The organism is Rhodococcus sp. O3 (assembly GCF_048897285.1).
Classification (GTDB): Bacteria; Actinomycetota; Actinomycetes; order Mycobacteriales; family Mycobacteriaceae; genus Rhodococcus.
The window spans coordinates 1-24,450 of record NZ_JBMBTE010000036.1 but is presented as its reverse complement, the minus strand read 5'-3'; the positions used below and the strand labels follow the sequence as shown (position 1 = coordinate 24,450).

Annotated in this window: 22 protein-coding genes and 1 pseudogene; 14 read left to right on the top strand and 9 right to left on the bottom strand. The window is 67.7% G+C overall.

Features of this window, described 5'->3' with window-relative positions; translation table 11 throughout:
- The first annotated feature begins 11 nt into the window (after nucleotides 1–11).
- The 7 genes from ACN675_RS12750 to ACN675_RS12720 all read left to right on the top strand — a co-directional run bounded on the left by ACN675_RS12750 (nucleotide 12) and on the right by ACN675_RS12720 (nucleotide 7,206).
- On the top strand, nucleotides 12–1,121 hold the full coding sequence (locus ACN675_RS12750; RefSeq protein WP_420751185.1) for an LLM class flavin-dependent oxidoreductase: 1,110 nt from the start codon (nucleotides 12–14) through the stop codon (nucleotides 1,119–1,121).
- Nucleotides 1,122–1,277: 156 nt separating this feature from the next.
- Nucleotides 1,278–2,927, top strand: a complete 1,650-nt coding sequence (locus tag ACN675_RS12745) for an ABC transporter substrate-binding protein (protein WP_420751184.1) — start codon at nucleotides 1,278–1,280, stop codon at nucleotides 2,925–2,927.
- Between the two features lie 3 nt (nucleotides 2,928–2,930).
- Nucleotides 2,931–3,923 (top strand): ABC transporter permease, encoded by a 993-nt coding sequence (locus ACN675_RS12740; RefSeq protein ID WP_420751183.1) that lies wholly within the window; start codon nucleotides 2,931–2,933, stop codon nucleotides 3,921–3,923.
- Nucleotides 3,920–5,626: a dipeptide/oligopeptide/nickel ABC transporter permease/ATP-binding protein gene (locus tag ACN675_RS12735; RefSeq protein ID WP_420751182.1), complete on the top strand. Its 1,707-nt coding sequence runs from the start codon at nucleotides 3,920–3,922 to the stop codon at nucleotides 5,624–5,626. The genes ACN675_RS12740 and ACN675_RS12735 overlap by 4 nt, the downstream gene beginning before the upstream one ends.
- Entirely contained in the window at nucleotides 5,623–6,381 is a 759-nt protein-coding gene (locus tag ACN675_RS12730; protein ID WP_420751181.1) for an ABC transporter ATP-binding protein, read from the top strand. The genes ACN675_RS12735 and ACN675_RS12730 overlap by 4 nt, the downstream gene beginning before the upstream one ends.
- A 43-nt stretch (nucleotides 6,382–6,424) precedes the next feature.
- Nucleotides 6,425–6,931, top strand: a complete 507-nt coding sequence (locus tag ACN675_RS12725; RefSeq protein WP_420751180.1) for a hypothetical protein — start codon at nucleotides 6,425–6,427, stop codon at nucleotides 6,929–6,931.
- A gap of 65 nt (nucleotides 6,932–6,996) precedes the next feature.
- A complete protein-coding gene (locus ACN675_RS12720; protein WP_420751179.1) occupies nucleotides 6,997–7,206 on the top strand; it encodes a DUF4287 domain-containing protein in 210 nt (69 codons plus the stop codon).
- 54 nt (nucleotides 7,207–7,260) lie between these two features.
- Here the strand turns inward: ACN675_RS12720 and ACN675_RS12715 are convergent, their stop codons facing one another.
- The 3 genes from ACN675_RS12715 to ACN675_RS12705 all read right to left on the bottom strand — a co-directional run bounded on the left by ACN675_RS12715 (nucleotide 7,261) and on the right by ACN675_RS12705 (nucleotide 9,118).
- Complete coding sequence (locus tag ACN675_RS12715; protein WP_420751178.1) at nucleotides 7,261–7,935, bottom strand: hypothetical protein; 675 nt, start codon at nucleotides 7,933–7,935, stop codon at nucleotides 7,261–7,263.
- The gene (locus ACN675_RS12710; protein ID WP_420751177.1) at nucleotides 7,932–8,570 is read right to left on the bottom strand and encodes a hypothetical protein; all 639 of its coding nucleotides are present in this window, start codon (nucleotides 8,568–8,570) and stop codon (nucleotides 7,932–7,934) included. Before ACN675_RS12710 ends, ACN675_RS12715 begins: the two co-directional genes overlap by 4 nt.
- A 200-nt stretch (nucleotides 8,571–8,770) precedes the next feature.
- Nucleotides 8,771–9,118, bottom strand: coding sequence for a PASTA domain-containing protein (locus tag ACN675_RS12705; protein ID WP_420751176.1), 348 nt, complete (start codon nucleotides 9,116–9,118; stop codon nucleotides 8,771–8,773).
- 351 nt (nucleotides 9,119–9,469) lie between these two features.
- Here ACN675_RS12705 and ACN675_RS12700 point away from each other — a divergent pair, with 351 nt between their 5' ends.
- From ACN675_RS12700 to ACN675_RS12685, 4 genes are all read left to right on the top strand, one after another.
- Nucleotides 9,470–10,096 (top strand): DJ-1/PfpI family protein, encoded by a 627-nt coding sequence (locus ACN675_RS12700; RefSeq protein ID WP_420751175.1) that lies wholly within the window; start codon nucleotides 9,470–9,472, stop codon nucleotides 10,094–10,096.
- Nucleotides 10,093–10,542: a MarR family winged helix-turn-helix transcriptional regulator gene (locus ACN675_RS12695; RefSeq protein ID WP_420751174.1), complete on the top strand. Its 450-nt coding sequence runs from the start codon at nucleotides 10,093–10,095 to the stop codon at nucleotides 10,540–10,542. Before ACN675_RS12700 ends, ACN675_RS12695 begins: the two co-directional genes overlap by 4 nt.
- A 176-nt stretch (nucleotides 10,543–10,718) precedes the next feature.
- Complete coding sequence (locus ACN675_RS12690; protein WP_420751173.1) at nucleotides 10,719–14,231, top strand: indolepyruvate ferredoxin oxidoreductase family protein; 3,513 nt, start codon at nucleotides 10,719–10,721, stop codon at nucleotides 14,229–14,231.
- A complete protein-coding gene (locus ACN675_RS12685) occupies nucleotides 14,228–15,316 on the top strand; it encodes a Glu/Leu/Phe/Val family dehydrogenase (protein ID WP_420751172.1) in 1,089 nt (362 codons plus the stop codon). Before ACN675_RS12690 ends, ACN675_RS12685 begins: the two co-directional genes overlap by 4 nt.
- Before the next feature lie 73 nt (nucleotides 15,317–15,389).
- On the opposite strand, the gene ACN675_RS12680 is transcribed toward ACN675_RS12685, so the two are convergent.
- Nucleotides 15,390–15,899, bottom strand: coding sequence for an Lrp/AsnC family transcriptional regulator (locus ACN675_RS12680; protein WP_248673618.1), 510 nt, complete (start codon nucleotides 15,897–15,899; stop codon nucleotides 15,390–15,392).
- 219 nt (nucleotides 15,900–16,118) lie between these two features.
- Between ACN675_RS12680 and ACN675_RS12675 the strand changes: the two genes are divergently transcribed.
- Both ACN675_RS12675 and ACN675_RS12670 read left to right on the top strand, forming a co-directional pair.
- Nucleotides 16,119–17,654: an amino acid permease gene (locus ACN675_RS12675; protein WP_420751171.1), complete on the top strand. Its 1,536-nt coding sequence runs from the start codon at nucleotides 16,119–16,121 to the stop codon at nucleotides 17,652–17,654.
- A gap of 110 nt (nucleotides 17,655–17,764) precedes the next feature.
- Nucleotides 17,765–18,188: pseudogene (locus ACN675_RS12670) on the top strand (hypothetical protein).
- A 188-nt stretch (nucleotides 18,189–18,376) separates the two neighbouring features.
- Here ACN675_RS12670 and glnA read toward each other — a convergent pair.
- Complete coding sequence (gene glnA / locus ACN675_RS12665) at nucleotides 18,377–19,813, bottom strand: type I glutamate--ammonia ligase (RefSeq protein WP_420751170.1); 1,437 nt, start codon at nucleotides 19,811–19,813, stop codon at nucleotides 18,377–18,379.
- A 211-nt stretch (nucleotides 19,814–20,024) separates the two neighbouring features.
- On the opposite strand from glnA, the gene ACN675_RS12660 reads away from it, so the two are divergent.
- A complete protein-coding gene (locus tag ACN675_RS12660; protein ID WP_420751169.1) occupies nucleotides 20,025–20,501 on the top strand; it encodes an RDD family protein in 477 nt (158 codons plus the stop codon).
- 178 nt (nucleotides 20,502–20,679) lie between these two features.
- On the opposite strand, the gene ACN675_RS12655 is transcribed toward ACN675_RS12660, so the two are convergent.
- The 4 genes from ACN675_RS12655 to sucB form a co-directional block, all read right to left on the bottom strand.
- The gene (locus tag ACN675_RS12655) at nucleotides 20,680–21,420 is read right to left on the bottom strand and encodes a DUF4191 domain-containing protein (RefSeq protein WP_420751168.1); all 741 of its coding nucleotides are present in this window, start codon (nucleotides 21,418–21,420) and stop codon (nucleotides 20,680–20,682) included.
- Nucleotides 21,421–21,478: 58 nt separating this feature from the next.
- Nucleotides 21,479–22,489 (bottom strand): lipoyl synthase, encoded by a 1,011-nt coding sequence (gene lipA, locus ACN675_RS12650; RefSeq protein ID WP_197251010.1) that lies wholly within the window; start codon nucleotides 22,487–22,489, stop codon nucleotides 21,479–21,481.
- A gap of 76 nt (nucleotides 22,490–22,565) precedes the next feature.
- Nucleotides 22,566–23,345: a lipoyl(octanoyl) transferase LipB gene (gene lipB / locus ACN675_RS12645; protein WP_420751167.1), complete on the bottom strand. Its 780-nt coding sequence runs from the start codon at nucleotides 23,343–23,345 to the stop codon at nucleotides 22,566–22,568.
- Between the two features lie 174 nt (nucleotides 23,346–23,519).
- Nucleotides 23,520–24,450: 2-oxoglutarate dehydrogenase, E2 component, dihydrolipoamide succinyltransferase (gene sucB / locus ACN675_RS12640; protein WP_420751166.1), on the bottom strand; the 931-nt coding region annotated here is incomplete at its 5' end.

Sequence of the window (24,450 nt, the reverse complement as noted above, 5' to 3'; positions counted from 1 at the left end):
GACGAAAAACGATGGGCATCAAGACTTTCTGGTATCTCACGCAGGCCGACGGGGACTACCCGTGGAGCCCGGGCGGGCTGTATCCGGTCGACGGGCAGCGGCAGATCGAGCTGGCGAAGACGATCGACAACGGCGGGTTCGACGGCGCGCTCGTCGCGACGTGGCCGAACGATCCGTTCATCTCGGCGACCTGGGCGGCCGCGCACACCACGCGCATGAAGTTCCTCGTCGCGATCTACGCGAACATGACGCCGGCGCGTCTGCTCGCGGAGAAGGCGCTGACGTTCGACGCGTTCAGCGGTGGCCGCCTGATGATCAACTCCGTCAACGGCCGCGAGAACATCCTCACGAAGTACGACATGAACGTCGAGCACGACCGGCGGTACGAACTGGGGGAGAAGTACTGGGCGGACTTCCGGCGGATCTACGCCGAGGGCACCGAGTCGAACTTCCCGAACACGCCGCTGCGTATCGACGCGCCGAGCGACGACCACATCGTTCCGCTGTGGGGAACCGGGGATTCACCTGCGGGACTGCAGAATTCCGGCAAGGTGCTCGACGCGTACCTGGTCATGTTGCGCGAGACGGCGTTCGTCGAGTCCAAGTTCACCGCGGCGCGTGAGTCCGCGGCCGCCGAGGGGCGGGAGTTCAGCGACTTCGGTGCCCTCTCCGGTGTCATCGTCCGGCCGACGCAGTCCGAGGCCCTGGACCGGTTCCGATCGTTGTTCGAGAAGGCCGGGATCGACCGGATCACCGACGTCCTGGACAAGGCGGTGCGCCGTCGCACGGGCGGCAAGCAGGACCTCAAGACGTTCGTCGCGCGCGACGCGCAGCGACAGGGCTGGGTCGACACGATCAACGCCGGTCGACTGCCCGAACCGAAGGACCTGTATCTCGGTGACGGCCTGTATGCCGGCATCACCGCGTGGTCGCCGCTCGACATCTTCGCGACCGGATCGTCGGCCGTGTACTACGCCGGAACGCCGGACGAGATCACGGGGCACGTGCGCGCGCTGCGTGACCGGACGGGCCTGACGACGCTGATCCTGGCCGGCTGGCCACTGATCGACGAGGCGAAAAATGTTGCCGAGCATCTGATTCCGCGCTTCCGCGAACTCTGAGTCGCGCTGCGGCGAGGCCACCACGGCTGGGACCCCGGTCCCGGCGGTGGTGGCCTTTTGCGTTGCGGAAATTCGGACTGGTCAGTAATTGATTGTTAATGTAGGTTGCCCAAAGTAAGGTAAGCCAGACCTCAGTCCGAATCAGAGAAGAGTGACATGCAGTTGACGCGCACCGTTCGGCGCTCTCATGCCGTACCCCTCGTTCTTGCGCCCGCGCTCCTCGTGGCTGCCTGCGGCTCCGGCGACACCACGGACGCCGCGTCCGGTCCGGCAACCGCGGACTCGCTCACCGTCGCCGTCGCCAAGGACAGCGGCCCGCTGAACATCTTCGTCGGCCAGACCGACCAGATGACCGAGCTGGTCTACGACAAGCTCCTGTCGCCGTCGCCGTACGTCGCGGAACCGCAGCCGTGGCTCGCCACCGACGTGCGCCAGGTGAACCCCACGACCTGGGAAGTCGACCTGCGCGACGACGTGACCTGGCACGACGGTGAGGCGTTCACACCCGAGGACGTCGTCTTCAGCTTCCACTTCATGCACGCCGCGCCCACCGGGCGGTTCACCCACCACGTCAACGATGTTCCGTCGATCTCGACGATCGACGTCACCGGTGAGCACTCGGTGCGGTTCGTCTGCGACTACTCGTGCCCGGAACTCGGCACCGTGACGCTCGCCGACCTGCCGATCCTGCCCGAGCACGTGTGGGCGAACGTCGACCCGGCCAAGGTCAAGGAAGTCACCGACCTGCCGGTCGGCACGGGCCCCTTCAAGCTCGTCGACTACAGCCCCACGACCGGATACCGCTTCGAGGCCAACGAGAACTACTTCGCCGGTGCACCGACCGTCGACGAACTGATCATGCCGGTGATCTCCGACTCCTCCGCCGCATTCACCGCGCTTCGTTCCGGACAGGTCGACGCCGTCGACCGGGCGCTGCCCCCCGAGCTGGTCGATCAGTTCACCGCGTCGAACGACATCGGCACGGTGGACGTGGATCCGCTGGGTTTCAGCGAGATGCGGATCAACTTCACCCGTGAACCGTTCGCGCAGGCGGATTTCCGCGCGGCTCTGAGCTTCGCGTTCGACCGCGACAAGATGCTCGACATCGTCGCGCTGGGGAAGGGACGACCCAGCACCCAGGGCTATGTGCACCCGGATGCGCCCTTCGCCGATCCCGACGCACACACCCCTTACGATCTCGCGCGGGCCGAGGCCCTGCTCGACTCCCTCGGATGGAAGGACGTCGACGGCGACGGTACCCGCGAGAACCCGGCCGGTGTGAAGCCTGCTCCGTTCGAGCTGGTCGTCAACGGCGGCAATCCGCAGCACGTGCGTGCCGCCGAACTGATCGCCGAGGACTTCGGTGAGGCCGGATTCGATGTCGTCATCGAGCCCCTCGAGGCGGGTTCTCTGTCGAGTGCGTCGTCCAAGAAGGAGTACGACTTCCTGATCGGCGACATCGTCCCGCACGGGACCGCCGACCCGACGCAGCTGATCATGTCGCACCGCTCCGGCTACCTGTGGGATTCCCCGGACATCGCCTACCCGGAATACGATGCCCTGTACGAGAAGTGGCGTGCCACCGACTCCTACGACGAGCGTGTCGAGATCCTGAAGGAGATCCAGAAGCTGATCAACCGTCAGCCCACCACCCTTCCCCTGTACTACGCGGAGGAGACCTGGGCCTACGACGCCGACAGCTTCGCGGGCTGGGTCGAGACCCCCGGTTACGGCCTCGTCCACAAGTGGTCGTTCCTGCCGGCCGACGTCGTCGCCGCCGCGAACGCGGAAGCGCCGCAGGACTGATCGATGGTCATTCTGCGCCGAGCAGGGCAGTACGCCCTCGTGCTGTGGGCGGCGGTGACGCTGAACTTCGCACTGCCGCACCTCGCACCGGGTGATCCGGTCGGTTACCTCTACGTCGGCGACCTGCAGGCCCTCGACGAGAAATACCTCGCGGAACTCCGCACCGGATACGGCCTCGACAGGCCGATCCTCGAGCAGTACCTCTCGTTCTGGTCGGGGCTGCTGCGAGGAGATCTCGGGATGTCCGTGCAGTACAACAGGCCTGTTCTCGACGTGTTGGGGGAGAAGCTGTCCTGGACGGTCGCGTTGGTCGGCATCTCGATGGTGCTGGCCTTTGTGATCGGCACCCTGCTCGGCGCGTGGGCCGCGTGGCGACGCGGCACCGCGAAGGAGACCGGCACGGTTGTCGGTGTCCTTGCCATGGATTCGATGCCCGGCTTCTGGGTGGGTATGATCCTCATCGCCGTGTTCTCGGTGACGCTCGGCTGGTTCCCGTCCTACGGGGCCGCGACGATCACCGCGACCGGCGGGCAGTGGCTCGCCGAAGTCGCCTCGCGCATGGTTCTTCCCGTCGCGACGCTGACCATCGCGAGCATCGGCGGATTCTTCCTGATGACCCGGGCCGCAATGATCGGCGTGCTCGACGAGCCGTTCATCCGGCTCGCCCGGGCCAAGGGACTCGGGGAGTTCCGGGTGGCGCTCCGGCACGCGCTGCGCAACGCGGTGCTGCCCGTCTACACGACCCTGACCCTGACGGTCGGCGTGCTGCTGTCCGGCGCGGTCGTCGTCGAGTCGGTGTTCGCGTATCCGGGGCTGGGCAAACTCACCTACGACGCAGTGACCGCCCGCGACTATCCGTTGCTGCAGGGTGCGTTCCTGCTCGCGACCGTCGGTATCGTCGCGGCGAACCTGCTGGCCGATCTGACCTATCCGCTGCTCGATCCGCGGGTGCGCCGCGACCGGACCGCGGCCGGACGCACCGAGGTGGCCGTATGAACGTCAGCCGCTTGAACATCGTCGGAACCCGAACGCGATCCCAGCGCCTCGCGCTCGTCGGCGCGGTACTGCTCGGTGTGCTGCTGCTGTGCGCGATTTGCGCACCGTGGCTCGCGCCGTTCGACCCCACCGAACGGGTGACGCGTCCGTTCGCGGCGCCGTCCGCCGAGCACTGGCTCGGCGCCGACGACGTCGGGCACGACCTGCTGTCCATGCTGATCCACGGCGCCCGGATCTCGCTGTTCGTCGGGATCGTCGCCGCGGTCATCGCCACCGCCGTCGGCACGATCGTCGGAGTCGTCGCGGGGTATTCGCGCGGGGTGGTCGACACCGTGCTGATGCGCATCGTCGACGTCGTTCTCGCACTGCCGGTGCTGCCGCTCACCATCGTCATCGGCGTTTTCGCCGGGCCCGGTCTGCGCACGCAGGTCATGGTCATTTCGGGGGTGTTGTGGGCGGGACTGGCTCGCGAGCTGCGCGCACAGGTTCTCACGCTGCGCGAACGCGATCACATCCAGGCCGAACGTGCCATGGGTGCCGGTCCCGGGTACGTGCTGCGGCGTCATATCGCCCCGGCGGTCGTGCCGCTGGTGGTCCCGCAGTTCGTGCTGACCATCAAGACTGCGGTGTTGCTCGAAGCATCGCTCGCGTTCCTGGGACTCGGCGACATCTCCGCCGCGAGCTGGGGATCGATGCTGTCGATGGCGCACGCGCGCAGTGCCTTCCTGACCGACGCCTGGATCTGGTGGGTGATCCCACCCGGTGCGGCCATCGCCGTCACCGTGCTTGCGTTCGCGTTGCTCGGCAACGCCATCGAGGAGCGATCCCGCCCGATCCTCCTGCCGGCGAAGCGGTTCCGGAAGAAGGCCGCCACCGCGCCGGCCCGGATCGATCCGGGCGCGGATGCGGGAGCACCGCTGGTGATCGACGACCTCACCGTCGTCTACGGCGAGGACGGGCGCGGCGCCACGGAAGTCGGATTCACCGTCGGCGCAGGAGAACTCGTCGCCCTAGTCGGGGAATCCGGCAGCGGCAAGTCGACGGTCGCGGCGGCCACGATGGGGTTGCTGCCCCCGGCCGCGCGGATCGTTTCCGGGGCGGTGCGGGTCGACGGCCGTGACGTGGCCGGGATGAGCCCCGTGGAACTCCGGGGCCTGCGCGGCAACCGCATCGCCCTGATTCCGCAGGAGGCGCTGAGCGCCCTCGACCCCGTCCACACGATCGGTTCCCAGATCGACGAAGCCGTCCTCACCCACCGCTCGTGCACGAAAGCTCGAGCGCGCGAACGCACCCTCGAACTCCTGGCCGACGTGGGCCTCGACGCCGACAGGGTCGACGCCTACCCGCACCAGCTCTCGGGCGGCATGCGTCAGCGCGTCGTGATCGCAATGGCACTCGCCAACGAGCCGGACGTGCTCGTCGCCGACGAACCGACCAGTGGACTCGACGTGCTGCGCGAGGCCGAGGTGCTCGCGCTGCTCGACGAGCTTCGGGTGCGCCGGTCCCTCGCGTTGCTGATCGTCACCCACAACCTGCCGGTCGTCGAGCGGATCGCCGACCGCATCGCGGTGATGAAGGACGGCGAACTCGTCGAGATCGGTACCGCCGAACGGATCGTCGGGTCGCCCGTGCACCCGTACACCCGCAAACTCGTCGAATCGGCGCCCCGGCTGCGTCCGGCACTTCAGGAGGTCTTCGCGTGAGTGCACTGCTCGACATCGCGTCGCTTTCCGTCGCGTTCGACGGCAAGCCCGCGATCACGGACGTGACCCTGCAGGTCGCCGCGGGTGATTCCGTCGCGCTGGTGGGTGGTTCCGGAGCCGGGAAGTCCACCGTCGCACGGGCGGTCGCCGGTCTGGTGACCCCGACCGCGGGACGGATCGTCTTCGACGGAGTCGACCTGACCGCGGTGCCGCAGCGCCGGCGCGGCGCGGCGCGCAAGGGGATGCACCTGGTCTTCCAGGACCCGTACGCGTCGCTGCCGCCGACCCTCCGGGTGGGGGACGTCGTCGCCGAGCCGATGGTGATCCACCGTATCGGAGACCGTGACAGCCGCCGGCGGGCCGCGGTCGCGGCGCTCGAATCCGTCCACCTGCGTCCCGCCGAGAGCTTCCTGCAGCGCTACCCGCACGAGTTGTCCGGTGGGCAACGTCAGCGGGTTGCGTTCGCGCGGGCGCTGGTGACCCGGCCGAAACTGCTGCTCGCCGACGAACCGACCAGCGGTCTCGACGCGTCGCTGCGACTCGAGATCGTCGACCTCATGAGCGAACTCGCCGTTTCCGAGAACATGGCCGTCGTCCACATCACCCACGATCTGGCGCTGGCCGCCCGTAGTTGCCGCGACATCGTCGTGATGCAGGGCGGGCGCATCGTCGAAACCGGTCGCGCCGACACCGTTCTCGCCGACCCGGCACACGAATACACCGCCGCGCTCGTCGGTGCCGTGTCCGGTGTCTGAACCCGATTCTGTTGCAACCCGACTCACACCAGGAGATGTCCCGATGTCCGAAACCATCACCGTCGCCGAGAACGGCACCGTCATCGATTTCACCGTCGACGACGTCATGAAGTACCACGGCCCGGGATTCCCGGGCGGAGTTGCACACGCGGTGAAGGTCCTCGAGCGTGCGCTGCCGGTGCTGAGTCCCGACGCGCCCGCGGAGCGCCGCGAGATCACCGTCGCCACCGCGCACCGCGGTCCCGGCGTGTGCGACACGTTCGAGGCGGTGACCCGGGCCGTGACCGACGGACGGTTCACCGTCGACGCGGAACTCGAGCGCCGCGACCGCGGGCAGACGCTGGAGCGGTACGTGTTCGTGCTGACCTACCTCGACCGGACCGTGCGGCTCGAGATCCGCGACGGCTTCGTCACCGACGAATTCATCACCCTCGGGCGCAAGGCCGACCGCACCGACGACGAGGAAGCACGCCTGACCGTGCTCAAGCAGGAGATGGCCGACCGGCTGCTCGCCGCACCCGCGGACGAGGTCTACGACATCGTGAACTGACGCGCACCGCGGTCGATTTCACCGATCGGGCGGACGGTGTCGGACGGTCCCGCTAATCTGCGCCCATGACCGAGAAGGCGAAAGGCCCGGAATCGTACTTTCCGTCGATCGAGAAGAAATACGGTCGCCCGATCGAGGAGTGGAAGGCGATGATCCGCGAGTCGGATCTGACCAAGCACATGGAATTGGTGAACTGGCTCAAGGCCGACCACGGCATGGGCCACGGACACGCCAATGCCCTTGTCGCCCACACCCTGAAAGAGAACGCGGGCTGAACCCGACAGGCCCGCCACCGCAGTGCGGTGGCGGGCCCGTTCGTGCGTAGAGCGTCAGGTGTTGTCGACCCAGCGCAACAGCGAGTACAGGAACCGCGTCGCGCCCGGCATGAAGTTGCTGCCGTGGTGGTACGTCGGATCGAGAGTCGTGACGATCAGGCGGCCCGCAGTCGAAGTGGTGTCCTCGTAGAGCATCATGCCCGCGTCGTGCGGATTGCCCTCGGCATCGGGTTCCTCGGAGACCACGAGCGGCACCACGTCCGCTTGGGTGCGGAGCAGCCCGTGGTGATGCCAGATGACGGATTTGGTGCTCAGGTACGCCCATGCCCCGTGGTCGTGGCTGCGGGTACGGATCAGCGGGTCCTCACCGTGGAGCCACCACCAGAAGTTCGTCGGCCGCGGTTCCCATTCGACGCCGGGAAGCCAGGTGTGGACGCCGTTCTCGCCGAGGACGACGAGCGTGTCGCCGCGCTCGGCGACCGCGCGGAACCGATCGGCATGGCGTGCGACGAGTCCGGGATGCAACCGGTCGGCGACGATCACCGTCGAGTAGCCGTCGAGATCGCCGTCGGCGAGGTCGGCCAGGTAGTGGAAGTCCGGCTGGTAGGCGAGCACCGCCGGGTCCTTCATCGTCTGCAGATGGGGGTAGGACCCGCCGTGGACGATGGCCAGGCGCCGGCTCCGCAGGGGTGCGATGTCGGTGCGGGAGAAGGGTTCGGCGGTGCTCATCGCTGCGTCAGCCAATCGATCAGTTGCGGGGTCATCCGCGCGGACGTGTTCGGGTCGTTCTTCCAGCCGGTCAGGTCGTTCCCGCCGTGGACGAGCACCTGGCCGTCGCCGAGCGGATAGACGAAGTCGAGCGGCAATGCGTGCCGGCCGATGCGGGTCGTGACGATCGCATCGTCGGGAATCTTGTCGACGTAGCCGCGCGCGTAGAAGCCGGTGACGCCCTTACGGGAACTCAGGTCGGCGGGATCGACACCGTCCCACACAGGGTGCGGATCGCCGAGCGTGATCGCGAGGTCCTTCGGGCCGGTGTAGGCGAGCTTGCGCCACACCCCCAGCCCGGGAAGGAAATCCGTCAACGCGTGACCCATGACGGCGATGCGGCCGCCGCGGGTGACGAACCCGATGAGCAGATCGCGGTTGCGCTCGAGGAAGATCTGGTCGACACCGCCGCCGATGATCAGGCCCCGCACTGTCGTGAGGTCGACGTGGGGGAGGTTGTAGACGTCGACCTGGCCGACGCGGGGTCCGGTTCCGGGTTCACCGGCGAGGTTTTCGGTGCCCATCGTCACGTGCAGGACAGCGGCGATCGCGGTGGGCTCGTCGATGGTGGAGGGCGGCCGGTTCGATTGGGGCACTGTTGCTTCCTGGTGTTGGCTTCCGGGGCACGGGTCCGGTCTCCGCGACTGGGTCGCGGGCCGGGCTCGCCGGGTTCGTCCGAATAAGGGGAACCTTAAGTAGTAAAGGTAAACCTAACCCACTCACCCAGGCAAGCTGCCCACGACACAGGGCGTCGGCAGCGGTGTGCTGCCGACGCTGCAAATGTCGCGTGCGCCCGTCAGTTACAGACGACGGTGAGACCGAGGCCCCGCCAGATCTTGTATTCGACGAAGTCCCACTCCTGGTCCCACGAATCCCACTCGGGGCGGATCTCCGTGCGGAAACCCTTGTCCCGCTGCTCGGTGACGTTGCACACGGTCAGCGCGCTGCCGGACTTGTTGGTGATGGTGTACGGGATGCCCTGCGATTCGAGGGTGGCGACGGCATCCTGCTCGCTCATGCCGACGACGTTGGGGATTCCGACGACGAGGATGTCCTCGTACAACCACTCGGCGGATGCAACTCCGGTGCCGAGGGTGAGTGCGGTGGTGGCCGCGAGAACCGCGGCGGTCAGGGTTCTGCGCATGACGACGTCCTTCCGGAGACGATGCCGGATCGAAATGCGGACCCGGCCACGAAAGCCGGGCGACGGGACGGGTCGCCGCAGTGCCCCGCGCTGTGCGGCGAGCCGGATGCGCACGGAAGGATCGGGTCACGCCGGTCGACGTGGCCGCCGAGGTGTGGACGCGATCCGGTGCTCATCGGGTGTAGCTCATCGGGATGTATTCGTCGCGGGCCGTTGCGACGAATGTGCGTTACGTCACAAATCGTACCCCCCGGTCTGTGGAGGTGGTGGCGACTTCGGCAACTCGTTATTGACAGTACACTGTCGAATTGACAGGATGCTGGCATAGAACGAACGACACCGGAGGTTGCCATGACAGCCACGCTCGGCACCGTGTTCCTCGCCGTCTACGACACCCTGGCCGACTGGGAGACCGGCCACGCCGTCGCTCACCTGGCCCGCGCCGGCTACACGATCCGGGCCGTCGGGCCGAGCCGCGAGCCGGTCACGACCATGGCCGGCATCCGCATCGTCCCGGATCTGGCCCTCGACGAGGTCGCTGCCGGCGACGCCGCCCTGCTCGTGCTTCCCGGGGCCGACCTGTGGGACACCGGCGACGAACTGGCGCCGTATTCGCGCCTCGCCCGCGAATTCCTCGACGCCGGCGTGCCCGTCGCGGCGATCTGCGGCGCCACCGCAGGGCTCGCCCGCGAAGGCCTGCTCGACGACCGCGATCACACCAGCAACGTGTCCTTCTACCTCGATGCCACCGGCTACGGGGGAGCGGGTCGCTACGTCGAGGCGGATGCCGTCACCGACGGCATCCTCGTCACCGCCGGTGGCACCGAACCGGTGGCCTTCGCCCGCGAGATCCTCGGCCTTCTCGGCGTGTACGAGGGTGAGGTGCTCGACGCGTGGTACCGGCTGTTCCACGACTCCGACGCCTCCGCCTTCCCCGTCCTCGAGGCGGCCGAACAGGCGGCGGGCGGCGACCGGTGAGCGGTGCCGATCAGGAGCTGCTCAGCCGGGCCGCGCTGAACGTCTTCCGTCTCAACGGCCAATTCCTCTCGGCTGCAGAGGAACTCGCGAAACCGGCAGGCTTGACCGCGGCGCGCTGGCAGGTGCTCGGCGCTGTCCTGCGCGAACCGCTTCCGGTCGCCGGAATCGCTCGCGCGATGGGTATCACGCGGCAGTCGGTACAGCGCATCGCGGATCTGCTCGTCGACCAGGGGCTCGCGGAGTACGCCCCGAACCCGGCGCACCGCCGGGCCAAGTTGGTCGCACCCACGGAAGCGGGCCGCGCGGCGATCGAACGCATCGGTCCGGCACACGCCGAACTGGCCGCGCGACTCGCCGGCGCGCTCGGTGCCGAGGGCTTCGCCGAGACGGTGCGGGTCCTCGAACGGCTCTCCTCGACGCTGGACGCCCTGGGCGTCGCCCGGTAGCACTCTGAGCACCGTGACCACCACGAGGGTGTGGTATGCGTCACAATCGAGCAAAATGCTCAGTTGTTCTCTCTGCTGTTGACGGATTAAATCAGGAATGGAGATTATTGCTGCACCAATTGATGTGATTCGAGCGACACTGCACAACGGATGTCGCAAAGGAACGGTGGTGTGCGATGACCGAGATCGCGGTCCGTGAAAGCGACAGCCTTCCCTACGATCTGAACGACCGATACCGCTCCGGCTCCGGGACGGTCCTGCTCACGGGTGTGCAGGCCATTGCCCGGCAGCTCGTCGAACAGCATGTGCGGGACATCCGCGAGGGCCGTCGCGTGGCGACCTTCGTCTCCGGGTATCCCGGAAGCCCGCTCGGCGGCCTGGACAAGTTGCTGCACGGCATGCCGAAGGTGCTCGCCGAACACGACATCACGTTCACCCCGGGGTTCAACGAGGAACTCGCCGCGACGGCGGTGTGGGGCAGCCAGGCGGACCTCGGAGCGGGCACGCCGACCCACGACGGCGTCGTCGGCGTCTGGTACGGCAAGGGTCCCGGCCTCGACCGCGCCACCGACGCGCTCCGGCACGCCAACATGTACGGCGTCTCGCCCACCGGCGGCGTGCTGCTGATGGTCGGTGACGACCCCGCGTCCAAGTCCTCGACCGTGCCCGCCGTGAGCGAGCGGTCCCTGGCCGCCCTCGGCATCCCGGTGCTGTTCCCGCGCAACGCCGCCGAGATCGTCTCGATGGGCCTGCACGGCGTCGCCCTCTCGCGGGCCTCCGGTTGCGTCGTCGCCCTCAAGATCGTCGCCGATGTCGCCGACGGCGCCTGGAGCGTCGACGGGTCGGTCGCGGACACCGAGATCACCGTTCCCGAAATCTCTTGGGAAGGGAAGCCGTTCGTCTACAAGCAGCGCCCGATGGCCGCGCCGGTCGACAGTGTGATCGCCGAAGCGGACCTGTACGGGCCGCGCTGGGCGATGGTCCAGGCCTACGGCAAGGCCAACGCGCTCGACGTCATCGAGGTCGACCCCGCCCACGCCCGCATCGGCCTCGTTGCCACCGGCACCACCTTCGACGCGCTGCGTCAGGCCCTGCTCGACCTGTCCGTCACCGACGCCGACCTGCACAAGGCCGGAATCCGGCTGATGCGCATCGGCATGCCGTACCCGATCGGACCCGACCTGGTCCGCGAGTTCGCCGACGGGCTCGAGCGCATCGTCGTCGTCGAGGACAAGACCGCCTTCGTCGAAACCCAGATCCGCGAGATCCTCTACGGAACCGAATCGGCGCCGGTCATCGTCGGCAAGAAAGACGCCGACGGACGGCGACTCGTCCCGGTGGACGGCGAACTGACCGCCGGCCGGATCCGCGGGCCGCTGCGCCGCGTGCTGAAGGGGCACGTGGACCTCGGTCCCGCGCCGCTGCCGCAACTCCCGCTCGAGGTGCTCTCGGCCACCCGGACCCCCTACTTCTGCAGCGGTTGCCCGCACAACCGTTCCACCGCGCTGCCGGAAGGGTCGATCGGCGGCGGCGGCATCGGCTGCCACGCGCTCGTCACGATGTCCGGCCGCGCCGACAGTGCGGTCACCGGCCTGACCCAGATGGGCGGTGAGGGCACCCAGTGGATCGGGCAGGCCCCGTTCACCGACGTCGGCCACATGTTCCAGAACCTCGGTGACGGAACGTATTTCCACTCCGGGCAGCTCGCCGTCCAGGCGTGTGTCGCCGCCGGCGTGAACATCACCTTCAAGCTGCTCTACAACGACGTCGTCGCCATGACCGGTGCGCAGGACGCCGAGGGCGCGCTGACCATTCCCGCGCTCACCCACAAGCTCACCACCGAAGGCGTCAAGCAGATCATCATCTGCTCCGACGAACCGAAGCGGCATCGCAAGCGCAAGCTCGCCCGCGGCGTGACGGTCTGGCACCGCGACCGCCTCGACGAAGCGCAACGCGTGCTGCGCGACGTTCCCGGCGTCACCGTGCTCATCTACGACCAGCACTGCGCCGCCGACGCGCGACGTCAGCGCAAGCGCGGCACCCTGCCGACCCGCACGACCCGTGTCGTGATCAACGAAGCGGTGTGCGAAGGCTGCGGCGACTGCGGCGTCAAGAGCAACTGCCTGTCGGTGCAGCCCGTCGACACCGAGTTCGGTTCCAAGACCCGCATCGACCAGACCTCCTGCAACACCGACTACTCGTGCCTCGACGGCGACTGCCCGTCGTTCGTCACCGTCGAGATCGACCCCACCCGCAAGGCCAAGAAGCGCACCGCACCCACGCCGCCCGCCGTGCCCGACGTCGAGACCGCGGTCGCCGGCACCCGCAACGTGTTCCTCGCCGGTATCGGCGGAACCGGCATCGTCACCGTCAACCAGGTCCTCGCGACCGCGGCGATGCGCGCCGGCTTCGAGGTCGAATCCCTCGACCAGATCGGGATGAGCCAGAAGGCCGGACCGGTGGTGTCGCACCTGCGGTTCGCCCCCGACGAGCTCGAACCCGGCAATCGCGTCGGCACCGGCGGTGCGTCCTGCCTGCTGGCCCTCGACCTGCTCACCGCTGCCGACGCGAAGAACCTCGCCTACGCCGATGCGGCCACCACCGTCGCGGTCGCGTCGACGAGCCGCACCCCCACCGGTGACATGGTGTACGACCGGTCGATCCGCCACCCCGACGAGGCGCAGCTGCTGTCGCGGCTCGAGGAGGCCACCGCCCGGCTCGCCTCGTTCGACGCCCTCGCCGCCGCACAGGCCCTGTTCGGGAACACCGCCGCCGCGAACTTCCTCGTCGTCGGTGCCGCCCATCAGCTGGGCGGCCTGCCGATCCCGGCCGAGGCCATCGAGGAGGCCATCGAGCTCAACGGTGTCGCGGTCGCGGCGAACATCGCGGCGTTCCGCTGGGGACGTGCGGCCGTCGCCGACCCCGACGCGTTCGCCGCGGCGACCGAGCCGGTCCGCGCGCAGCGCTCCGAGACCGTCGTCCCGGAGGAGCTGCTGGCCGGGACGACGTTCGACGGTGAGGTGCTGCGTCTGGTCCGGATCCGTGCTGCCGCGCTGATCGACTACCAGGGCCGCCGTCTGGCCGCCCGGTACATCGAGCAGGTGCAGTCCGTCTGGGAGGCCGAGCGTCGCGCCACCGACCGCACCGCCTTCTCCGAGGCGGTCGCCCGCGGCCTGTTCAAGTTCACCGCGTACAAGGACGAATACGAGGTCGCACGGATGCTCGTCGATCCGGCCTTCCTGGACGAGGTGAACGCGCAGGTGCCCGACGGGGCGGACCTGACCTATCGCCTGCACCCGCCGGTCCTCCGGGCACTCGGCCGCAAGAAGAAGGTCGGCTTCGGGCCCAGAACCCATGTGGCACTGCGTCTTCTGGCGAAGGGCAAGCGACTGCGCGGAACCCGGCTCGATCCCTTCGGCTACGCCCACGTGCGCAAGGTCGAACGCGAGCTGCTCGCGCACTACACCGACACCGTCCTGGGTCTCGCCGCAGACCTGAACGAGGACACCTACGACCGCGCGGTCCGCATCGCGGACCTGGCCGACACCGTCCGCGGGTACGAGGACGTCAAGCTGCGCTCGATCGAGCGCTACCGCACGCAGCTCGCCGAACTCGGCGTCTACGCCCCGTCGGCACAAACCCCCGAAACCTCCCAGATCTCCACCGCCCGAAAGGAATCCGTCGCGTGAGCACCCCCACCGTCATCCGCCCCCTCGAGGACACCGCAGCAGGAGTCTTCGGCCGGTCCCGCAATCTGTCGGATCGCCCGCACGAACAGGTCGTGTTCTGTGAGGACGCCGCGACCGGGCTCCGCGCGATCATCGCGATCCACTCCACCGCACTCGGACCCGCGCTCGGCGGAACCCGTTTCTACCCGTACGCCGACGAACGGCAGGCGCTCGACGACGTGCTGCGCCTCTCGCGAGGAATGACCTACAAGGCCGCGGTGTCCGGCGTCAACCTCGGTGGCGGCAAGGCCGTGATCATCGGCGACCCGACCACCGTCAAGACCGAGGCGCTGCTCGCCGCGTACGGCCGGTTCGTCGACTCCCTCGGCGGCCGGTACATCACCGCCGCAGACGTGGGAACCTTCGCCTCCGACCTCGATGTCGTGGGCCGTCACACCGCCCACGCGGTCGGCCGGACCGTCGCGGCCGGTGGATCCGGGGACAGCTCCCCGCTCACCGCGCTCGGCGTGTTCCAGGCGATGCGTGCCGGTGCCGAAAATGTCTGTGGTGCACCGAGTCTCGACGGACGCGTCGTCGGTGTCGAGGGTCTCGGCAAGGTCGGCTACTCGCTCGTCGGCCTGCTCGCCGCGGACGGCGCCCACGTGGTGGTCTCCGACGTGAATCCCGCTGCGATCGAACGTGTCGTCTCGGACTTCCCGAACGTGCGGGTCGCCGACAGTGTCGTCGAGGCGCCGCTGGACGTGTACGCACCGTGTGCGCTGGGCGGCACGCTCTCGTCCGTCACGGCCCGGTCCCTGGACGCGCGGCTCGTGTGCGGCGCTGCGAACAACCAGCTCGCGGCCCCCGAGATCGAAAACCTGCTGGGGGAGCGCGGTATCACGTGGGTGCCCGACTACGTCGCCAACGCCGGCGGCCTGATTCAGGTGGCGGGGGAGGTCGACGGTTTCGACGCGGCGGCCGTGCGTTCCGACGTCGAGGCGATTTTCGACCGCACCTCCGAGATCTTCGAGATGGCACGGGTTCTGGGCACCGGGCTCGGCGCCGCCGCGAACCGGATCGCGGAGCAGCGCATCGACGCAGCGTAGGTAATACGAAACAGAGGCAGGGGAGTCGCTACGGCGGCTCCCCTGCCTCGTTGTGTCCGTCCGTGTGTCGCCGTCAGGGAAGGTCCGCGACCGGCGTCGAACGGCCGTGTCCGGCACCGCGGGTGAGCTGATCGAGCAGGGGCTGCGTCCGGTACGCCACCGGGGTCGTCAGGGCCAGCGTCGTGGTGGTGTGTGCGACGCCTTCGATCGAGTGGATGCGTTCGAGCACCTGCAGCAGATTCTCCTGCGACTGGGCCGCCATGCGGATCAGCAGGTCCTCCCGGCCCGTGGTCGCGTGGACCTCGAGCACCTCGGGGAACCGTTCCAGTTCGGCGATCACGTGGCCCATGCGGGCCTGGACCAGCTCGGCGCCGATGAACGCCTGCAGGGGCAGGCCCAGCTTCGGCAGGTCGACGACCGGCCGGTATCCCGTCACGGCTCCCGACTCCTCGAGCTTCCGGATGCGCGACTGGACGGTGTTGCGTGCGACGCCGAGCTTCGCCGACAGGTCGACGATCCCGGCGCGAGGGTTGTCGGTGAGCTCGGCGAGCAGGGCCGCGTCGAGACGGTCGAGACTGAGCACGGTGACATCCTTTCGACTGTGATGCGGGTCACTAGTTGAGCATAGTGCATAGCTGTTCAAGAAGATATTGACACCAATCTCACCAGTGCCATGATTGCTGCATAGAAATGCTCACAGAATCCCTTATCGACGCACCATGAAGCGCCATCTGTGAGAGAACGTCCCGGGCTACCCACGAGGTCCCCATGGGGCAATACAACCCACACCGAGGAGCACAACATGCCCGGAGTCGGCATCTGGCGCACCAAATCAGTAGAGCAATCGATCGCGGACACCGACGAACCCGGTTCGAGGCTCAAGCGTGAGCTCACCGCGAAAGATCTGACCGTATTCGGTGTCGCCGTCGTGGTCGGCGCCGGCATCTTCACCCTCACCGCACGCACTGCCGGAAACGTGGCCGGCCCCTCGATCTCGCTGGCCTTCGTCCTCGCCGCGATCACCTGTGGCCTCGCCGCCCTCTGTTACGCGGAATTCGCCTCGACGGTTCCCGTCGCCGGCAGCGCCTACACCTTCTCGTACGCGACGTTCGGCGAGTTCGTCGCCTGGATCATCGGCTGGGACCTGATCCTCGAATTCGCCCTGGCATCCGCCGTGGTCGCGAAGGGGTGGTCCATGTATCTCGGCGGATTGTTCGGCGGCAGTGAACAGACCACGATGCACCTCGGGCCCCTCGCATTCGACTGGGGCGCGCTGGTCATCGTCGGTGTCATCACCGTCATCCTGGCCGTCGGTACCAAGGTGTCCTCGCGGGTGTCCGCGGTCGTCACCGCCATCAAGGTCGCGGTCGTGCTGCTCGTGATCGCCGTCGGCGTCTTCTACATCAAGGCGAGCAACTACGCGCCGTACATTCCGCAGGCCGAGGAATCGCAGACCACCGCGACCGGCGTCCACCAGTCCCTGTTCTCGGCGCTCACCGGCGCCGGTGGCAGCACCTACGGCTGGTACGGCCTCCTCGCCGCGGCGAGCCTGGTGTTCTTCGCCTTCATCGGATTCGACGTCGTCGCCACCACCGCCGAGGAAACGAAGAACCCGCAGAAGTCGCTTCCGCGCGGCATCCTCGGATCGCTCGCCATCGTCACCGTCCTCTACGTCGGCGTCACCCTGGTGCTCACCGGCATGGTCAAGTACACCGACCTGCGGACCGGCAGCGCCCTCGTGGGTGACGGCAGCGCCACTCTGGCCACCGCGTTCGAGGCACACGGCATCACGTGGGCGCAGATGGCCATCAACATCGGCGGCCTCGCCGGCCTCACCACGGTCGTGATGGTGATGATGCTGGGCCAGACCCGGGTGCTGTTCGCGATGTCGCGTGACGGCCTCATGCCGAAGAAGCTGGCCACCACGAACCACAAGGGCGTCCCGGTGCGCATCACCCTGGTCGTCGGTGCAGTCGTCGCCGTCCTCGCCGCGGTGTTCCCGATGGGTGTGCTCGAGGAGATGGTCAACATCGGCACGCTGTTCGCGTTCGTGCTCGTGTGCATCGGTGTCATGGTTCTCCGCCGGATCCGTCCGGACCTGCCCCGCGGTTTCCGCGTCCCGATGGTGCCGCTGGTGCCGATCCTCGCGGTGCTCGCGTGCGGCTGGCTGATGCTGAACCTGTCCGTCGAGACCTGGATCCGGTTCGTCGCCTGGATGGCCATCGGTGTGGTGGTGTACTTCGCGTACGGTCGCCGCAAGTCGGTCCTCGGACAGCGACTGAGAGCGGAACAGAAGGCGGCGGAGCGCACGCCCGAGCCGGAACCCGAGCTCGTGTAGCCGAGCTCGTCCAGAAAGCGGCACGCGCCGAAAGGATCCGCCCACTCCGGAATCGGAGTGGGTGGATCCTTCTTTCGTGCGGTCGTCTTCGGTGAAAGATGGCAGCTGTGATGAAACTCGTGTCCCGCCTGACTGTTTGCGCCGCCGCCGTGGCCGGTGCGGTTCTGCTGCCGGCGGCTTCTGCCTCCGCAGCGGACACCGTTCCCTTCCGGATCGATCCGGCACCGTTCGGAAACCCGAACGGCAGCTTCGACGTTCCCCGCGATCCGATGCGTCGCGGTGGTCGGCGAACAGCCCGGCTCGGTGACGATCACCGGCGGCAAGGCAGACGGTTGGGGGTGCATTCTCATGGCCGACGTGCGGTGGCTGAACCTGTCGACCGGGGCATCCGGCACCGCCCGGCTGTCGGACGGGCTGAACGGAATCCCGGCCGCAGCGACCGTGGCGACGGGCCCGGGGCAGGTCGTCGTCGTCCTCACCTCGTCCGCCGGGGGAGTGGTCACGCCCGGGGTCGCCACGTTCTACGTTCCGTGAGCGTCGGTCGACGCTCGTCACCGGTCTCCGAGCCTCGATTCGATGAAGTGCTCGAACTCCTTCATGTCGCCCTTGACCCGATTCGATCCTGTGCGGACCGATGGGCCCGCAAAAGCGAATCGGTCCGCTCGCCCACGGAGGGCGAACGGACCGATTCGTGAAGTGCTGCGGTCAGCGACCTACGCGGCTCAGCAGTCGAAGTACAGCTGGAACTCGTAGGGGTGCGGACGCAGGTTGACCGGAGCGATCTCCTGCTCGCGCTTGAGCGAGATCCAGGTCTCGATCAGGTCGGTGGTGAACACGCCGCCCTCGGTGAGGTACTCGTGGTCCTGCTCGAGACGGTCGATGACCGCGTTGAGGGACGTCGGAGCCTGCGGGATGTTCTTGGCCTCCTCCGGCGGGAGCTCGTAGAGGTCCTTGTCGACCGGAGCCATCGGCTCGATCTTGTTCTTGATGCCGTCCAGGCCGGCCATCATCTGCGCGGCGAAGTTCAGGTACGGGTTGCCCGAGGAGTCCGGCGCGCGGAACTCGAGGCGCTTGGCCTTCGGGTTGTTGCCGGTGATCGGGATGCGGACCGCGGCGGAGCGGTTGCGCTGGCTGTACACGAGGTTGATCGGAGCCTCGTAGCCCGGCACCAGGCGGTGGTACGAGTTGATCGTCGGGTTCGTGAAGGCGAGCAGCGACGGCGCGTGGTGCAGGATGCCGCCGATGTACCAGCGGGCGACGTCCGACAGGCCCGCGTAGCCGGCCTCGTCGTGGAACAGCGGCTTGCCGTCCTTCCACAGCGACTGGTGGACGTGCATGCCCGAGCCGTTGTCACCGAAGAGCGGCTTCGGCATGAAGGTGGCGGTCTTGCCGTTCTTCCACGCGGTGTTCTTGACGATGTACTTGAACAGCTGCAGGTCGTCGGCCGCGGCGAGCAGGGTGTTGAACTTGTAGTTGATCTCGGCCTGGCCGCCGGTGCCCACCTCGTGGTGGCCGCGCTCGAGCTCGAAGCCGGCGAGCTGCAGGTTGGTGGAGATCTCGTCACGCAGGTCGACGTAGTGGTCGTACGGGGCGACCGGGAAGTAGCCACCCTTCGGGCGCACCTTGTAACCGCGGTTCGGGGTGCCGTCGGCGTTGTACTCGGCGCCGGTGTTCCAGGAGCCGGAGATCGAGTCGAGCTCGTAGAACGCGCCGTTCATCTTCGAGTCGTACGAGACGGAGTCGAAGATGTAGAACTCGGCCTCGGCACCGAAGTAGGCGGTGTCGGCGATGCCGGTGCTGATCAGGTATTCCTCGGCCTTACGAGCGACGTTGCGCGGGTCGCGCGAGTAGGACTCGCGGGTGAAGGGGTCGTGGACGAAGAAGCTGACGTTCAGGGTCTTGGCGGCGCGGAAGGGGTCGATACGCGCGGTGGTGACGTCGGGGAGGAGGAGCATGTCCGACTCGTGGATGGACTGGAAGCCGCGGACGGAGGATCCGTCGAAGGCCAGGCCGTCCTCGAAGACATCCTGGTTGAATGCCTTCGCGGGGATCGAGAAGTGCTGCTCGATGCCGGGCAGGTCGGTGAAGCGGATATCGACGTACTCGACGTCTTCGTCCGCGATGTACTTGATGACCTCTTCGGCCGTGGTGAACGCCACGCTTGTGCTCCTTCAGTCGGTGCGCGCCAGTGTGATGGGCGCCTGCGTCGAATGCAGACGGTATGGACTCGGTGTTGCCCGCCCATCAAACCCATGTTTCGCCAGTGTTACACCTCGCGTCGTCCTGCGGTGAGGACGTAGTTTGTGGTAGAAGTCACCGGCGGCGCACGGGCTCGCCCTTCTAGGGCAGCCCACAGCCTATCCTGGACGCATGGCACGGATGACGGGCAGTTGGCTTTCCGGTCCTTCGGCGGCACTGCCGAAGGACCAGCAGCGCGAGCAGGACTATCCCGGGCAGTTGCTCGGACTCCCGCAGAACGGACCCGGATCGCTCGCCACCACGGGCAAGCGCGTGCTCGCTCTGATGATCGACTGGTTCACCGCGATGGGTGTCGCGATGCTGCTCGTCGGCGAGAACCCGCTCGAGAGCTCGAACCTGTCCGCCTACACCCTGATCGTCTGGTTCGTCGTGGGCGTCCTGTGCGTGACGCTGTTCTCGTTCACCCCCGGCCAGTACATCGCCGGCCTCCAGGTCGCGCGGGTCGACGCTCCGAAGCGGGTCGGCATCGTCCGCGCCCTGTCCCGCCAGCTGCTGCTCGTGTTCATCGCCCCCGCACTGGTCACCGACGTCGACAACCGCGGACTGCAGGATCGGGCCACCCAGACCGCCGTCGTACGCAGCCGCTAGGGCTTTCCGGCCCCGGCAATCGACGCGGTGAGTGCGAAGTCGCTCACACTGCAGCTGGGGCGAAATTCCGAAAGCCTGGGCGGATTCCGAATCGCGTTGCGGATCGGAAACGTCGACCTGACACAACGAGAAGGGCCGCTCCCGTGATCGGGGGCGGCCCTTCTCGTTCGTTCTCTTGTCAGCGTCGGCGGATCGTGCGCTGCACGCTGCGCATCTTCGCACCGGGAGGCAGCGGACCCTTCGGCATCGCCGGACCGGACTTCTTGGTGCTCAGCGCGGACAGTCGGCCCTCGATGGCATCCATGCGCTTGGTATCGATGTTGCGGGGCAGCTTCGACAGATGCTTCTGCAACTGCGACAGCTTCACCTGACCCTCGTCGTTGCCGACCACGACCTCGTAGATCGGGGTGTCGCCGACCAGTCGTGCCACGCGCTTCTTCTCCTGCGCGATGAGACCCTTCACCCGGCCGGGCGAACCCTCACCGACGAGGATGACGCCGGGGCGGCCGATCACGCGGTGCACGGCGTCGAGCTGGGTGGTGCCGGCGACGGCCTGGGTCACGCGCCATGCGCCCTGAAGGTTGTCGAGCGCCCAGGCGGCCGCACCGGCCTGGCCCTCCGCTCTCGCGTAGACGGTCTTCTGCACGCGGCGACCGAAGATGATGAACGCCAGCAGCGCGCCGACGATGATGCCGATCGGCAGGAAGAACCACTGCAGCCCGAAGATCAGGCCGATCAGGAAGAACACGACGATCGATGCGACGAGCACACCGATCATCCACGGCAGCAGAAGCTTGTCTTCTTTGCGCTGGATCTGGAAGGCCTGCCAGAGCTGCGTGCGCCGCTCCTTCGATGCCTGCTTGCGCGCGGCCTTCGCCGCGGCTTTCGCTTCCTTGGTGGGTTTGCTGCCGTTCGCCATGCTTATCAGGATACGTTCCCCGTGATGGCGTCCTCGCCACCACGGGTCCCGGCTCCGGCTACTGCCCGAAGCGGGCGAGTACCGAGCTCGCCTCCTGCGACGCGGTGCCCTCCTGGGCGAGATGTGCCTGGCCCGCGGGCAACTCGCGGCCGTGATGGGCCATCGCCTGCGCGTAGAGACGACCGGCGCGATAGGACGAACGCACCAGCGGTCCGGCCATCACACCCGCGAAGCCGATCTCCTCGGCGGTCTTCGAGTGCGCGACGAACTCCTCGGGCTTGACCCACCGCTCCACCGGATGGTGCCGCGGAGACGGACGCAGGTACTGGGTGATGGTCACGATGTCGCAGCCGGCGTCGTGCAGATCGTGCAGCGCCTCGGTCACTTCCTCGGGGGTCTCGCCCATGCCCAGAATCAGGTTGGACTTGGTGACCAGACCGAACTCGCGGGCGGCGGTGATCACATCCAGGGAACGCTGGTAGCGGAACGCCGGGCGGATCCGCTTGAAGATCCGCGGGACGGTCTCGACGTTGTGGGCGAGCACCTCGGGACGGGACTCGAACACTTCCTGCAGAAGCTCGGGCTTGCCGTTGAAGTCGGGAATGAGGTTCTCGACACCGGTGCCCGGGTTCAGTTCGTGGATCTTCCGGACGGTTTCCGCGTAGAGCCAGGCGCCGCCGTCGGGCAGATCGTCGCGCGCGACACCGGTGATGGTCGAGTAGCGCAGCCCCATCGCCTGAACGGACTCGGCGACACGGCGCGGTTCGTCGCGGTCGAGGGCGGTGGGCTTACCGGTGTCGATCTGGCAGAAGTCGCAGCGTCGGGTGCACTGCTCGCCGCCGATGAGGAAGGTCGCTTCGCGGTCCTCCCAGCATTCGTAGATGTTGGGGCAGCCGGCTTCCTCACAGACCGTGTGCAGACCTTCGCTGCGCACCAGGCCCTTGAGCTCGGTGTATTCCGGGCCCATTTTCGCCCGGGTCTTGATCCAGTTCGGTTTGCGTTCGATCGGCGTCTGCGCGTTTCGGGTCTCGATCCGCAGCAGTTTGCGTCCTTCTGGGGCCACAGTCACGGATCCGATCGTACGCCCGGGGAAAGGTCCGGGCCCGGCCGGGGAGCGCCCGGCCGGGCCCGTCTCGTGGAAGCCGTCAGAACCGCATGGTGGTGAACTCGGGGCGCTGCGCGGGCGGCTCGGACGCGGCGACGGCCTGCTCGAACGTGACCCGCTCGATGTCGTGCTCGGTGACCGGAAGCTTCCCGTCGAGCGCATCGACGACCGCGGTCGTCACGGCGTCGGTCACCTCGTCGACGGTGACGTCGCGGCCCAGTTCGCCCGTCAGCGACGCGACGCCCGCATCGCGGATGCCGCACGGAACGATGGAGTCGAACGCGTCGAGTGCGGAATTGCAGTTGAGGGCGAACCCGTGCATCGCGACGCCGCGCTGAACCCGGATCCCGATCGCCGCGATCTTGCGTTCGGGAAGCCACCGGCCGTCGCGCAGTTCGGCAGGCAGCCACACTCCGGAACGGCCCTCGACGCGTCCACACCGCAGTCCCATGTCGGTGCACACGGTGATCAGGGCCTGCTCGAGACGTCGCACGTAGTTCACGACGTCGATCGGCTCGGCGAGCCGCACGATCGGGTACCCGACGAGCTGACCCGGCCCGTGCCAGGTGATCTTGCCGCCGCGGTCGACGTCGATCACCGGGGTGCCGTCCTTGGGCCGGTCGCCTTCCTCGGTGCGCCGACCGGCGGTGTAGACGGGGGGATGCTCGAGCAGGAGAAGCGTGTCGGCGCCGATCCCGTCGGCGCGCTCGGCAGCGAGTTCACGCTGACGCTCCCATGCTTCGAGGTAACCGATCAGCCCCAGGCGGGCAACGACGACGGGATTCGAATCGAGTCGGGCGGAAGCTGTGGCGCTGCTCATGTATGTCGACCCTACGCCGTCCGGTGGGCCGTCAGAAGGGGAGGCGCTTCGCCGAGGGAACGATTTATCGGGCGGGTTCGATCGGTCGCGGAAACACCCGTAGCGGGGCGATGCCGGTGCGGCATCGCCCCGCTACGTGAGGCTTTCGGTCACCCGCAGGAACGGGTCACCGGGTCACAGACCGAGATCGGCCTCGAACGCGCCTTCCTCGAGACGGTGCTTGACCGTGGTGAGGAAGCGGCCGGCATCGGCGCCGTCGATGAGGCGGTGATCGTAGGTCATCGGCAGGTAGCACATCGACCGCACACCGATCGACTCGTTGCCCGCCTCGTCCTTGACGACGACCGGACGCTTGACGATTGCGCCGGTGCCGAGCATCGCCGCCTGCGGCGGCACCAGGATCGGGGTGTCGAACAGCGCGCCCTGGCTGCCGATGTTGGTGATCGTGAACGTGCCACCGGCCAGCTCGTCGGGCTTGAGCCCACCGTTGCGGGCGCGGTCGGCGATGTCGACGATCGCCCGGGCCAGGCCGCCGAGGGTCAGGTCACCGGCGTTGTGGATCACCGGGGAGAGCAGGCCCTGCTCGGTGTCCACGGCGATGCCGAGGTGCTCGGCGGCGTGGTAGGTGATCTCCTTCTTGCCCTCGTCGTAGGACGCGTTGATGTTCGGGTGCACCCGCAGCGCCTCGACCACGGCCTTCGCGAAGAACGGCAGGAAGGTGAGGTTCACGCCCTCGCGTTCGGCGAACGACTTCTTCGCCTGCGCCCGCAGCTGAGCGATCTTGGTGACGTCGACCTCGAAGGTCTGCGTGAGCTGCGCGGTGCTCTGCAGCGATTCGCGGGTCTTGACCGCGGTGATCTGGCGGATGCGGTTGACCTTCTGGGTCGTGCCGCGCAGCTTCGCGAGCTCGGGGCGGACACCCGGGGCGTTCGCCGGTGCCGTCGGCGCCGCAGCCGCCGGGGCTGCAGCGGTGGGAGCCTTCGAAGCCTGGGCCGCGGCGAGCACGTCCTGCTTGCGGATACGTCCGCCGACACCGGTGCCCTTGACGGTCGACAGGTCGACGCCGTTCTCGGCGGCGAGCTTGCGGACCAGCGGGGTCACGTAC